At 54.9% G+C, this 13,204-nt stretch carries 12 protein-coding genes; 4 read left to right on the forward strand and 8 right to left on the reverse strand.

Going from position 1 to position 13,204, the window contains the following annotated elements; translation table 11 throughout:
- Positions 1-17: 17 nt before the first annotated feature.
- The 4 genes from RHH27_RS02495 to RHH27_RS02510 are packed head-to-tail and all read left to right on the forward strand — an operon-like array spanning position 18 to position 5,770.
- Entirely contained in the window at positions 18-2,012 is a 1,995-nt protein-coding gene (locus tag RHH27_RS02495) for a nitrate ABC transporter ATP-binding protein (RefSeq protein ID WP_302678763.1), read from the forward strand.
- A 19-nt stretch (positions 2,013-2,031) separates the two neighbouring features.
- Positions 2,032-2,847, forward strand: a complete 816-nt coding sequence (locus RHH27_RS02500) for an ABC transporter ATP-binding protein (protein WP_302678764.1) — start codon at positions 2,032-2,034, stop codon at positions 2,845-2,847.
- 7 nt (positions 2,848-2,854) lie between these two features.
- Positions 2,855-5,278, forward strand: a complete 2,424-nt coding sequence (locus RHH27_RS02505; protein ID WP_302678765.1) for a molybdopterin oxidoreductase family protein — start codon at positions 2,855-2,857, stop codon at positions 5,276-5,278.
- A 36-nt stretch (positions 5,279-5,314) separates the two neighbouring features.
- Positions 5,315-5,770, forward strand: a complete 456-nt coding sequence (locus RHH27_RS02510; protein ID WP_302678766.1) for a nitrate reductase associated protein — start codon at positions 5,315-5,317, stop codon at positions 5,768-5,770.
- 4 nt (positions 5,771-5,774) lie between these two features.
- Here the strand turns inward: RHH27_RS02510 and RHH27_RS02515 are convergent, their stop codons facing one another.
- The 8 genes from RHH27_RS02515 to RHH27_RS02550 all read right to left on the reverse strand — a co-directional run bounded on the left by RHH27_RS02515 (position 5,775) and on the right by RHH27_RS02550 (position 13,193).
- The gene (locus RHH27_RS02515; RefSeq protein ID WP_302678767.1) at positions 5,775-6,914 is read right to left on the reverse strand and encodes a putative sulfate/molybdate transporter; all 1,140 of its coding nucleotides are present in this window, start codon (positions 6,912-6,914) and stop codon (positions 5,775-5,777) included.
- Positions 6,915-7,967: an anthranilate phosphoribosyltransferase family protein gene (locus RHH27_RS02520; protein ID WP_302678768.1), complete on the reverse strand. Its 1,053-nt coding sequence runs from the start codon at positions 7,965-7,967 to the stop codon at positions 6,915-6,917.
- The gene (locus RHH27_RS02525; protein ID WP_206200936.1) at positions 7,948-8,856 is read right to left on the reverse strand and encodes a LysR family transcriptional regulator; all 909 of its coding nucleotides are present in this window, start codon (positions 8,854-8,856) and stop codon (positions 7,948-7,950) included. The genes RHH27_RS02520 and RHH27_RS02525 overlap by 20 nt, the downstream gene beginning before the upstream one ends.
- Positions 8,857-9,234: 378 nt before the next feature.
- A complete protein-coding gene (locus tag RHH27_RS02530; RefSeq protein WP_225901625.1) occupies positions 9,235-9,738 on the reverse strand; it encodes a molybdenum cofactor biosynthesis protein MoaE in 504 nt (167 codons plus the stop codon).
- Positions 9,739-9,745: 7 nt separating this feature from the next.
- Entirely contained in the window at positions 9,746-10,000 is a 255-nt protein-coding gene (locus tag RHH27_RS02535) for a MoaD/ThiS family protein (RefSeq protein WP_302678769.1), read from the reverse strand.
- A complete protein-coding gene (gene moaC, locus RHH27_RS02540) occupies positions 9,984-11,042 on the reverse strand; it encodes a cyclic pyranopterin monophosphate synthase MoaC (protein WP_302678770.1) in 1,059 nt (352 codons plus the stop codon). Before moaC ends, RHH27_RS02535 begins: the two co-directional genes overlap by 17 nt.
- A gap of 4 nt (positions 11,043-11,046) precedes the next feature.
- The gene (gene moaA, locus RHH27_RS02545; protein WP_190278050.1) at positions 11,047-12,012 is read right to left on the reverse strand and encodes a GTP 3',8-cyclase MoaA; all 966 of its coding nucleotides are present in this window, start codon (positions 12,010-12,012) and stop codon (positions 11,047-11,049) included.
- Positions 12,013-12,017: 5 nt separating this feature from the next.
- The gene (locus RHH27_RS02550; RefSeq protein ID WP_206200940.1) at positions 12,018-13,193 is read right to left on the reverse strand and encodes a molybdopterin molybdotransferase MoeA; all 1,176 of its coding nucleotides are present in this window, start codon (positions 13,191-13,193) and stop codon (positions 12,018-12,020) included.
- Positions 13,194-13,204 lie beyond the last annotated feature (11 nt).

Consider the following 13,204-nt stretch of genomic DNA (forward strand, 5'->3'; position numbering starts at 1 on the left):
TTAGGTTGTTTAACCCTATGGCCAAGTCTTTACCGTTTATTGAAATTGACCATGTGGATCAGGTTTTTGATCTGCCCGGGGGCGATCGCTACATTGCTCTCAAGAATATCCACCTCGAAATCCAAAAAGGGGAGTTTATTTCCCTTGTCGGTCACTCTGGCTGCGGCAAGTCCACGCTCTTGAATATCATTGCTGGCTTTCAGCGGCCTAGCAGTGGTGGCGTGGTGATGGCAGGACGGCAAGTGACGGAACCGGGTCCCGATCGCATGGTGGTGTTCCAAAACTATTCGCTGTTGCCTTGGAAAACGGTGTACCAGAATGTGGCCTTGGCGGTGGCGGCGGTGCTGGGGCATTTGAGCAAGGCAGAGCAACGACAGCGGGTAGAGGCGGCGCTGGAACAGGTGCACCTCAGTAAAGCCCGCGAGAAGTTCCCTGCCCAACTGTCGGGGGGGATGAAGCAACGGGTGGCGATCGCCCGTGCCTTGGCGATTCAACCGGAGGTGCTCCTGCTGGATGAACCCTTTGGTGCCCTTGATGCTTTGACGCGAGGCTCTTTGCAGGATGAGTTGATGCAAGTGTGTCAAGGCAGTCAAACCACCTGCATTATGGTCACCCATGATGTGGATGAGGCACTACTGCTCTCTGATCGCGTGGTGCTGCTCACCAATGGCCCTGAAGCCCACATTGGCCAAATTCTCAAAATTCCCTTTGCCCGTCCCCGCAATCGCCATGACGTGCTCAACCATCCCAGCTACTATGGCCTGCGCAATGAGATGATTGCCTTTCTCAATCAGCAGAAACGCCGCCGCCCGCCTTTGGAGGTGCCCATGGTTGCACCAACAGTGCCGGCAGGTCTGACCCTTGGCTTTATGCCCCTGATAGACAGTGCCCCCCTCATTGTCGCCAAGGAAATGGGCTTCTTTGCTAAGTATAGTTTGGAGCCAGTCACGCTGCATCGCGAAGAAAGCTGGCAGGACTTGGTGATGGGGGTGATCGCGGGTCGCTTGACGGGCGCTCAACTGTTGGCGGCCATGCCCTTAGCCATGACCTTGGGGTTAAACGGTCAGCCTTCACAACCGCTGATGACCTCGTTGGTGCTGAGTCGCAATGGCAATGCCATCACCTTTAGTCGCCAGTTGTGGCAGCAGGGGGTGAAGACTGCTGAAGATCTGCGCGCCTATATTCAGCGCACGGGCGATCGCCCCCGGCTGGGAGTGGTTCATGCCGCATCAATGCACAACCTCCTGTTGCGGTACTGGCTGGCCGCCGCTGGCATTGACCCCGATTACGATGTCGAGTTGTTGGTGATTCCCCCCTGCCAAATGATCTATCACCTCAAGGCCGGCCATATCAGTGGCTTTTGTGTCGGTCAACCGTGGAATTCCCATGCAGTGCGCGAGGGTATTGGGGTGATTGTCGCTACGGATTTGGATATTTGGTCGGGGCACCCGGAAAAAGTTGTGGGTATGCGTTCCGATTGGGTGCAGGCCAACCCGCAGCTACACCAAGCGTTGGTCAAGGCATTGATCGAAGCCTGTGAGTACTGCGATACGATCAAACATCGCCCCGAAATTGCCCAACTGCTTTGTCGGCCAGAGTATGTGGGGTGTACTCCTGAGGATGCCTATGCCGGCTTTGTGGATCCCCTTGATTGGGGGGATGGCATTGTTGCTGCTTTTCAACCCCGGTTTCACCAGTTCTACGTGGATCGCTCTCCCTGTCCTGGGCGGTTGGAAGGGCTGTGGATCATGACCCAATTGGCTCGCTGGCAACTTACGCCCTTCCCAAAAAACTGGCTAGAAATTGTTGAGCAGGTGCGGCGGGTAGATCTCTTTGGGGCGGCAGCGCGGGAACTGAAGGTTGTAGATAATGAGCCAGATCGTTCTGCCTTTGCTCTTTTCGATGGACTGCCCTTTGACCCCGATAATCCCCTTGGCTACATTGAGGCGGCTGCGATTCGCCGTGGCCTTGATATTCGCACTGTTGATCCCCAAGAGGTTGTTGCTGTCTAGGTATTTTTGAGAGAAGTCTATGGAAACCCTCTATCGTCTTGACCCCCATTTAACGGCCACCCAGCATCTACGCATTGATGGGGTGAGCAAAGCCTACCCTACGGCTAATGGCGACCAGGTGGTACTTGAGGATATTCACCTTGAGGTGAGCAGCGGCGAATTTGTCTGTTTCATTGGCCATTCCGGCTGCGGCAAAACCACACTCTTGAATATGGTTGCGGGTTTTACAGCGCCAACACGAGGGGAAATTACTCTCAATGGCGTGCCCGTGCGCCGTCCGGGGCCGGATCGCATGATGGTGTTTCAAAACTACGCGCTGCTGCCTTGGCTGACGGCCTATCAAAATATTGAGCTAGCAGTGAAGTCTGTCTATCCCCAGAAAACTCGCCAACGCCGGCGCCAAATTGTCGAGGAGCACTTGGAACGAGTGGGGCTAACAGCGGCTGCCCACAAACGCCCTGCTCAACTGTCGGGGGGCATGAAACAACGGGTGGCGATCGCCCGCGCCCTCGCCATTCGCCCTGAAGTGTTGATTTTAGATGAACCCTTTGGTGCCCTCGATGCCATCACGAAGGAGGAGTTACAGGATGAACTCTTAAAGATTTGGCGCAGCCACCGACTGACGGTACTGATGATTACCCACGACATTGATGAGGCGCTGTACCTCGCGGATCGGGTGGTGATGATGACCAATGGCCCTGCCGCCCGCATTGGCGATATTGTGAAGATTCCTTTTCCGCGGCCACGGCGGCGATCGCAACTCCTTGAGGATCCGCAGTACTACGATCTCCGCAACCAAGTGGTTGACTTTCTGTACACGCGGTTTGGGCACTAAGTAGCGTATGAGTACCCCACGGGTTGGCTCGTTAGCCGTTCAGTCCAGTCGTTACCTCTGCTACTACCGCAATACCAGCGAGAGCGTTCAGCAGATTTATTTGTCAAATCAGCCCACTTGGCAACGGGTAGTGTTTCCGAGGCAAGAGCTTTTTTTCCATGGCGATGCTACAGCGGATCTGATCATTTGCTCAGAGCAAGGGGTCAGGTGCTGTTCCTGTGAATTCCTGCGGTTTGAGGAAAAAGGGCGTGCTGTGCCTGAACCAAGTGAGCCAGTGTCCTCGCTGTGTCCCTACTGTGGGGTGGGCTGTGGCTTAGAAGCAGTCCCTCAAGGCAAGGGAGCCTATAAAATTCGGGGCGATCGCCAGCATCCCTCCTCCCAAGGCATGGTCTGTGTCAAGGGGGCAACTATTCTAGAAGCCCTTGATCGCGATCGCTTGGTTTACCCCCTGTGGCGGGAGCGTTTGGATCAGCCCTTTACGGTCATTTCGTGGGACGAGGCCATGACCCGCCTTGTGGAACGCATCCAATGGGTACGCTGTGAGCGGGGCACCGATGCCATTTGTATGTACGGTTCCGGTCAATTTCAAACCGAGGACTACTATGTGGCGCAAAAGCTAATCAAGGGCTGTTTGGGTACGAACAACTTTGATGCCAACTCGCGGCTATGTATGTCCTCGGCAGTGTCGGCCTACATGGCTAGCTTCGGCGCTGATGGCCCCCCCTGCTGCTACGACGATTTGGAGGCTACCGATTGTGCGTTCCTTATGGGTACTAATACTGCCGAATGCCATCCCATTGTCTTTAATCGTCTGCGCAACCACCACAAGCGCGATCGCCGCGTCAAGTTGATTGTTGTGGATCCGCGGCGCACCCCGACAGCGGAAGTGGCGGATCTGCACCTTGCCATCCGACCTGGCACGGATATTGATCTGCTCCACGGCATTGGCCATTTGCTACTGCAATGGGGACAGATCGATGCTGAGTTTATAGAGGAGTGTACCCAAGGCTTTGCCCAGTATGTAAAGCTGCTGGCGGCCTACACCCCAGACTGGGTAGCGGAACGCTGTGGCATTGCTCAAAGTGATCTAGAACAGGCGGCTCGCTATTGGGGGCATGCCCAAGCGGTACTCTCCCTTTGGTCAATGGGCATTAACCAGTCTGCTGAAGGGACGGCCAAAGCTCGTTGTCTCATCAATCTCCACCTGTTGACGGGGCAAATTGGCCGCCCAGGGAGTGGTCCTTTTTCGCTGACGGGGCAACCCAACGCCATGGGGGGGCGCGAAGCCGGCGGCTTGAGCCATCTGTTGCCCGGCTATCGCCAAGTGACCAATCCACAGCATCGCCAAGAGGTAGAGGACTTTTGGGGACTGCCGCGAGGGCAAATAAGCGATCGCCCCGGTCGCACGGCATGGCAAATTGTCGAAGGTCTAGAACAGGGAGAAGTGGGTCTGCTGTGGATTGCGGCCACCAATCCTGCGGTTAGTTTTCCCCATTTAGAGCGTGCCAAGGCGGCCTTTCTCAAATCTCCTTTTACCGTCTATCAGGATGCCTACTTTCCCACTGAAACAGCAGCCTATGCCCATCTGATTTTGCCGGCGGCGCAATGGAGTGAGAAAACAGGTGTGATGACTAACTCTGAACGCCGCGTCACCCTTGCCCCCGCCTTTCGATCGCCCCCCGGTCTGGCTCGCCCTGATTGGGAAATTTTTGCTGAGGTGGGGCGCCGCTTGGGATATGGGCATCTCTTCCCATTTGCCGATGCCGCTGCCGTCTATGCCGAATTTGTCCAACTCACTGCCGGTCGCCCCTGCGATCAATCGGGTCTGAGCCACGAACGCCTTGCCCGTTTAGGCGCCTTGCAGTGGCCCTGTCCTGCCGGTATGGATGATGAAGAAGCCCGCAAACCCAAACGCCTCTATACTGACTGGCGATTTCACACACCCAATCAACGGGCATATTTTTGCCTTGCCCACAGTCAGGGCGTGGCGGAACCCACCGATCACATCTATAGCTTTACCCTGACAACGGGTCGTCTCTACGGCCACTGGCACACTCAAACCCGTACCGGTCGCATTGCCAAAATTCAAAAAATGCACCCCGATCCCTTTGTGGAAATGCACCCCGACGATGCCGCAAACTTACATCTCAAAGACGGGGATTGGGTGGAGGTGCGATCGCGTCGCGGTCAAGTGTGCCTGCCGGTCATCCTCACCAAGGCCATTCGTCCGGGCACTCTCTTTGTACCCATGCACTGGGGCTTTCTCTTTGCTGATAGCGGTGAGGCAAACCAACTGACCCATCCCATTGCCTGTCCGGTCTCAAAGCAGCCAGAACTCAAAGCCTGTGCGGTGCAGGTGCTGCCCCTGAAGTTGCGGCAGACGCCCCATACCCCCACCATGCAGGAAAGCGGCACTGCCCTCAAGCAATAATAGAATCTGATTCCCTGTGGAGGGTTATGGCTATTGATGTCCCACTTCTTTGCGTTTGAGGCCGAATTCACGGCTTCGTTACGCTGTATTCCAATGATTGTTCGCTATAAACTAGATTTATGTGGGGTCAAGCTGAAGCTGCTCCACTGGCATCAACTTTCCCAAGAACAGCGACAATGGCTTGTGGTGACTTCCTGCGACACCCCCGAAGCTCAGGCAGACTATCGTCAGCAACTGCGGGATTGGGTGACCCACACCCATGGAACCCCACCGAGTGATATAGAGATTCGCCAACCCTACCCTTGGGACATCACCACTGAACTGCCAGAGACAGTGCAGCAACAACTGACCAACGTACCTCACCACAGCCTGACGGTGGAAAAATGGTCAGCCCTGACCCCCCTGCAACGCTTTGCCCTTGTGAAGCTCAGCCAGCCCGGCCACGAGAATCGCAATTTTTGGCCAGCATTGCAGGAATTTGGTCTGGCCTAGAGGGCTAGGAGAGTTGTAGTGGCATTTTTCTGCTGAGGTAGTACAGAGTTGTACCAACAAGGGTGCCCACTAAGAAGCCTTGGGGCACACTGAGGGCGATCGCCCCCACTAAGAGGGTAATCATCCAATTTGCGGGCATGGCGGCTTGATCTTTAATAAAGCCCATGAGTACCCACGCTTCAAACAAAAGAATGACCCCCAAAATCGAGAGGGGAAAAATTTCCAGCAGCTTATCCACACTGGAACCAAAAAAGAGACCCAAGAGAAGGTAGAGACTGCCATAGATCACCACCGCCCCACCTGTGCGGGCACCAAGGGCATAGTGTCCTGCCAAACCGCTACAGCCATGGCAGAGGGGGACACCACCAAAGAAGGGCAGGATCAAGTTGGTGAGGCTATACGTGAGGCCAATTTGGCGAATCGAGAGGGGGCGATCGGGAAAGAGATCGTGGGCAGTTTGCTGGGTTGCAATCACTGCATTGGCGATCGATAGGGGTAACTGCGGCAGTGCCAATAGCACGAGTCCGGGAATCAAGGCCTGAGGATCTAAAGGCTGCAGGTAGGGAAGCTGCCAAGCAATGGTTAACTGCAATTCTGTCTCAGCCAGAACACGGCTAATCGCTACACCCACCCCCAGCAACACCACCAGTAACCCTGCGGGAACTCCCCGTTCCTTGGGTAAAAGGAGCAAGATCAAAAAGCCCATGGCACCCAACAGATAACCAAAGAGGCCACCCGCGGGCAAGTAGGTCTTGAGGGCAACGGCGGCTAGGGACAGTCCCAGTCCCAATTGACACCCCCGCACCACGGGTTGGGGAATCCAGCGAGCCAGTCGGGTCAGGATTCCGGTGGACGTTAACACCAACATCATCGCTCCTACCATCAGTCCCCCTGCCCAAAGGATAGATCCAGTGAGTTTTTCCGTCATCACAATTACAGCCATTGCCTTTAGGGGTTGCATCGGCATGGGAAGGCCATAGAATACCCCCGTGAGAATTTGTGCCACGCCAAACAGAGTGAAGACGTTAGCACTATCCAACTGGGCAGCCATGATCATCCCCACCAGTAGGGGCAAATCCGTACCCAAATCACCAAAACTGCCACTGAGTTCTTGCCAATTAAAGCGCAGTCGCTCCCGCAACATCTATATCTTCTCCAACATGGTTTGCAATTTCTGTAGGTGTTGAGCCACCCGACCACTACGGAGGAGTTCGCTGCTGAGTGCGAGTCCGGAATTGAGACTATCGGCTTTGCCCCCCTGCCACAGGTAAAACCCACTGTTCCAGATAACGGAGGTGGTGAGGAGCTGCTCCTCGGCAGCTAAGACGGCAGCCATCATTTTTGCAGCAGTTGTTGTGTCCGCTGGCCAAGGCACATTACTGCTGGCCATACCATACTCTTGGGGATGGAGACGCAGGCGTTGCCAAGGAGGGTCTTGATCACGGGCAAGGCCGATAATGGCGGTGCGTTCGCGGGGCAAATCACAACTGCCTTCAAGACCTTTGACGGTAGTAAATTCATGAACACCGTGGAGATAGAGGGCATCGCGCATGATCCCTTCCGTCGGCGGATGAACAAACCCTGCTACGAGGTGACTGCGCCCTTGGTAAGGATTCCAGATTAATTCCAATGTGGCAATGGGGGGACGTTTACCAATTTGCTCCCGGTAGGGGACTAGCCCTTGGGCTGCTGGAAAATGACGCGGGAGATAGACAAAACCTAAACCCGTTTGCTCTAGGCAGTGGGTGATTTGTTCTAGGGTTAGGGTTGACCAGTCCACCCCTAAACATCGCCATAGCTCAATGAGGGGAATGCCTTCTTTGGTGGGTATGCGATCGCCCCCGTGTTGAAGTACTGGAATCCCAGCAGCCGCCAAAACCAATGCTGTTAATGGACTCAGGGGAAACGTGCGATCGCGACCATCATAGGGCTGACTGAGGATCATCACGGGGCAACTGGTCTCAACCGCTGGAATCTTTGGCCCTAGCTCGTTGTAGGCATCGAGCATACCCGCCATCTCTTCCGAGGTGGGTCGCTTAATCCGATGAGCAATCAAAAACGCCCCAATTTGGGCAGGGGTTGCCACCTGCTCCAGCATGAGTTGCAACGCCAAGGCTGCCTCGGTGCGGCTCAGGTCTTTGTGGGTGTGGGCACCACTGCCGACTTTTTTAAGGAGATCACGAAAAAGAGGACTCATGGGCAGCCTGCTGGCGGATCAACGTAAGCAACTGGGCAACGGGCGGTAAGGTCAGGCGATCGCGGGTGGTAATGGCCAACACCTGACGCAGGGGCAGTGGCGTGGATAAATCACGAATCCCTAGGGCAGGATCGTGGAGCGCTTCCTTGAGGGCAGAGCGCGGCAGCAAGGCAACCATCTCACTTTCGCGGATCACAGCAATAAACGCATCAGGCGTGTTGAGTTCAAGAGCGGGTTGCCAAGGTAAACCCCGACGGCTAAATTCTTCAGCCACCAAGCGGCGCATGCCATAGCCATCCTTAAATACCACATGGGGAAAGCGAGCTAGTTCTTGCCATGTCAAGGTCTCATTAACAGCGAGGGGATGTTCAGCCGCCATTAGCACTTGCACAGGCTCACTGTACAGCGGTTCAATCACCCATTCCGCCTGTTTTAAGAGGTGGCGATCGCCCATGACAATTGCTAGATCTACTAGGCTATCCTGCAAGACTTTGAGGGCGCGATCGCTCCCTAGGGCAGTCACCCGCAACTGCATTTGGGGAAATGCTTGGCAAAACGTCGGTAACAGCGTGGGCAAAAAGTAGCGGCAAATGGAGTGAATAGCGGCAATGCAGAGTTCCTGCTGCTGGCCATTTTGCATGGCTTTGAGTTCAGCATTGGCGGCCTGCCACTCTTGCCAGATGCGATGGGCACGGCGCAAAAACAAGTCCCCCGCCACAGTTAACTTGGCGCGATTCGAGCGGTGAACAAGTTGCATCCCCAAACTTTCTTCTAGAGCTTGAATTTGCCGACTAATTGTGGGTTGCGTCACCCCACACCGCCGCGCTGCCGCTTGAAAACTCCCCGTTTCAGCAACAGCTAAAAAAGATTGAAACTGATCAAGTCGCATAATACTTGCTGTGTTCTCCCTCTGCGTCTATGTCTATTGATGCAATTGTGGCTCTTGTGGCTCTTCATCTTATGCAACTTTCGGATAGTAAAGGGTGTTAATTGATACAGTTTCTTGAGAATGTCCTACAGCATACCCTCTTGGTTCCAGCGCTGAATGAGGTAAACTGATTGGTCATACTTGCCCTCCCATGCCAGTTCTGTTTCTTCTGTGCGCATTTGAGAGGTTAGGCTATACTCAAGGCTATACTCAAAGCGTCATGAATGTTACTCAAGAATATGAGCTATAGCTTGGACTGACGAGAGCGGGTTGTCTCCTACATCCAGCAAGGTGGCAAAATTAGTGAAGCAACTCAAATCTTCCAAGTCAGTTGCGCCACTATCCATCGCTGGCTGAAGCGAGACGACTTAGCCCCCACGGTTGTCCCCCGTCGTCATCAAACAGACCGTAATGGTGATGCTCACGGCAATACACCCAAGTAGCTGGCTCATTTAGATAGTATTCCTTTTTCCAAATGGGTAGGCGGTGTTTAATTTCATCAATGATGTAGGCCGCACCAGCAAAGGCTTGTTGGCGATGAGGCGCCGTCACCCCTACCCACACAGCAATCTCGCCAAGAGTTAGCGTTCCATAGCGATGGCTGGCGATCGCCCCCAGCAAGTCAAATTTCCCAATGGCTTCTGCTAGGATCTGTTCTCCTTCTTTAAGAGCCAAGGCAGGATAGACCTCGTATTCTAGGGCAGTGACGATCTTGCCGTGGTTGTGATTGCGCACCCAACCCTCAAAGCTAACAAAGGCACCGGCTCGCAAGTTGGCTAGGGGCTGCCACAACTGAGCTGGCTCTAGGGGAGTATTGGTTAGGGAAAATTGCTTGATCACCATCGCTTAGTTAACCCCCGGCAACAGGGGGAATAAAGACGACCTTATCTCCAGCTCGTAGGGGTTGATCCAGTGTCACAAACGTATCATTAGCCGCAACCTTAACATGGGTCAGATCAAGGGTAAACCCGTACTGGGTCTTTAGTTCTTGGTATAGCTCGCCATAGGTTTGGGCGGTGGTCACTCGCTCCTCCTGTTCCCGTTGGCTTTGCTCGCGTAACTGGGCAAAGTAGTGTAGATGAATAGTTTTAGGGCTGTCGGACATGGTGTAGGGCTTCCAGATAATCTTCAGGGGTGTTGATGTTGGCAGTAATGGTCGGCTGGGGTGGGGCAATCCGCTGGCAGGGCGATCGCTGGAGAATTTTCACAGGGCAGTAGATCCCTTCTGCATAGGCGGCCTCAAATACCGGCAGAGCTTGGGGGGTATAAATGGCACACAATGGCTCTGGGAAACCCTCTTGGGGATGGTGATAGCAGGTGGCCACCACATCTTCGCGGTAATGGTGCAACAGGGGCGCAAGGGTTTCTGTGGTCAAATAGGGCAAGTCACAGGCCACCACTAACCAGTTCACGTGGGGATAGGCACGTAAAGCTGTTAGGATGCCGGCAATGGGGCCAATCTGAGGCAGGGTATCGGGGAGGGTTGGCAAATCGGCAAGGGGAGTCCCCTGCCATTGATTGGGTTGCGCTGAGAGAAAGACTTGTTCGCAGGATTGAGCCAACAAATTGTAGAGGTACTGGGCATGGGGTTCGCCGTAGTAGTCTAGCAGGGCTTTGGCCTGACCCATGCGCTGACTCTGGCCGCCAGTGAGCACAAGGCCGTAGAGGGGATATTGGCCGAGGGTTTTCTTGCCACCACTTTTCGCCAGCAGGCGCACCTCGCGAATCACAATATGGGGGCTGAGGGCTTTGGCCATGTCGTAGATTGTGAGGGCTGCGATCGCCACCCCATGCAGGCTTTCCATTTCCACCCCGGTGCGATCGCGGGTTTTGACCTCACAGCGCAGGCGAATTCTAAGGCCACTCTCAAGTGACTCGATATCCGTCTCAAAGCGACAACTGGTAATCGGCAGCGAATGGCAAAAGGGAATGACTTCAGCGGTGCGTTTTACCGCCATTGTGCCAGCAATAATCGCCGTTTGCACCACAGGCCCTTTCGTGAGAAAGAGATCTCCCCCTTGCACATAGGCCTGAAAGACTGGTGGCAATTCAATCAGGGCTTCTGCCACCGCTCGGCGATCGCTCACGGCCTTCTCGCTAATATCCACCATCTGGGGTTGTTGGTGCTCATTGATGTGGGAGAGCATTCTCCTAGCCTCCAATCTGGTGCATCGCATGGTGAACTTCTGCTCCGCGCAAGCTGGGTTTCATGCCCAACACTTGCTCATAGGCGGCATACCGTTCCCTTTGACTTAAGCCCCGTAGGGACACCCCCGCCTCCTTAAACAGGCACGCTCGCAGGACACCATCCGCAGACAAGCGCCAACGGGAGCAGTGGCCACAAAAGGGTTGGGATTCTGAAGCGATAAAACCAATCTGCCCGCCACAGGCCGTCTCAAAGTTAAACGAAGTGGAATCCAAAGGACGTGGCACAGGTCGCAGATCATAATGCTGACGCAAGCGCTCAATCATCGTGGCAGCACTAACAAAGCGATCGCCCCCCAAGTGGCAAGCATAGCCAATGCGCATCAGCTCCAAAAAGCGCACCTCAATCCCCAACCCCTTGGCGTACTCCACCATCGGCACCAGTTCGTGATCATTGACACCCGCCATAACCACCATGTTCAGCTTCACCTGAAACCCTTGGTGAACCGCAGTGGCCACCGCCGCCTTCACCGTTTCCAAGTGGTGGCCATGACTAATGGCGGCAAAGGTTTCGGGGTCTAGGCTATCCAGACTGATATTCAAACGCCGTACCCCATATTGTTCCAAGAGGGGCAAAAAGGGCACCAAGCGAATCCCATTCGTGGTTAAGCTTAGCTCTGGCACCCCCACTGCCACCAAGGCTGCGACAATCTCAGCAAACTCGGCTCGCAGGAGCGGTTCACCCCCCGTTAGGCGCACCGACTCAATCCCCAGTGCCACCAGTTCAGCCACAATCGTGGCATACTCTGTGGGGCTTAAATAGGTCTGGGGGGGCATAAAGGCGGCATCCACGGGCATACAGTAAGTACAGCGCAAATTACAGCGATCGGTAACCGACAGGCGCAACTTGCGAATGTGTCGCCCTTGGTTATCCAGCAAACGTTGGCTAGGGATAGCTGTGGTGACAACCATCCGCCCTAACTCCACGGAAAATAGCGATAGCACTCCCCAGCGGCAAATATCCCTTGCGAGGCAGGTAGTTCCAAGAAGCCATCACTGTCAGCCAAGGCCAAAAAATCACCAGAGTTTTGCATCGGACGGGGGTGGGCAATCAGTTCAGCAGTTTTCGTGGTTTCTAGTTTAACGGGTAAAAAGTAGGTTAAGGGCTTCTCAAAAGAGAAGGGAGTGGCCAAGCGGGCATAGAGGCGTGGCATGTCCAAAATATAGCGGTGTAAACACACCAAACTGGAGACGGGGTTCCCCGGCAAGCCAAAGACTGCCGTTTGCTGCGTGTGATCCACCCCAAACCAGAGGGGTTTTCCGGGGCGCTGAGCGACACCGTGGATATATTGCTGCACGCCATGATCGCGCCACAGTTGCGGTAAATAGTCAAACTTGCCCTTGGAAACGCCGCCGCAATAAATCAGGAGATCGTACGCTTGGCTCGCTTGGCAGTAGTGGGTTGCCAGTTGCAGCGGATCATCGGGTAAATGGGTGATGCTGACGTGGCTGTACCCTTGGCGCTTGAGGGCAGCCATTAGGGCGTAGGCATTGGAGAGGCGCAGTTGATGGGGTTGAGGGACGTGGTCTGGCGGAATCAGTTCATTGCCGGTGGCAACAATTTGAGTGCGGGGGGTGCGCTGGACACAAACTTCGCTCTGCCCCACAGAGGCAAGAATGCCCCAAGCCGGACTGTGTAGAGGGGTACCTGCCGCCAGCACCTGTTGACCCGCCGGCGCATCACTGCCACAGCGGTGAACAAATTGATAGGGCGACCACAGTTCGGCGTGGCGGATATGGGCAATGCCGTCACGAATTTCCAGAGCCTCGTAGGGAATGACCAGATCGCAGTTCTGGGGCAACGCGGCACCAGTCATCACTTCCAAGCAGGCCTGTGGATCCGTCAACGTGGGGGGTACCTCACCAGCAGGGACAACCCCCAGAATCGGGAAGGCACGCTGACCAGATTCATAGGCGGCCCACCGCAGGGCAATACCATCCATCATGATGCGGTCAATGGGTGGGTAGGGGCGATCGCTGGTAATGGCTCCTGCTAGTCGGCTGTACTGAGGCTCAGTCAAAGAGATGGTCTCTGTGCCCCAATCGGGCAAATGCTGCTGAATCAGGTCAACGGCTGTTTCGACGGAAATCATTTTCTAGACAG

It is taken from the genome of Thermosynechococcus sp. PP555, assembly GCF_031583225.1.
In the GTDB taxonomy this organism is placed as follows: Bacteria; Cyanobacteriota; Cyanobacteriia; order Thermosynechococcales; family Thermosynechococcaceae; genus Thermosynechococcus.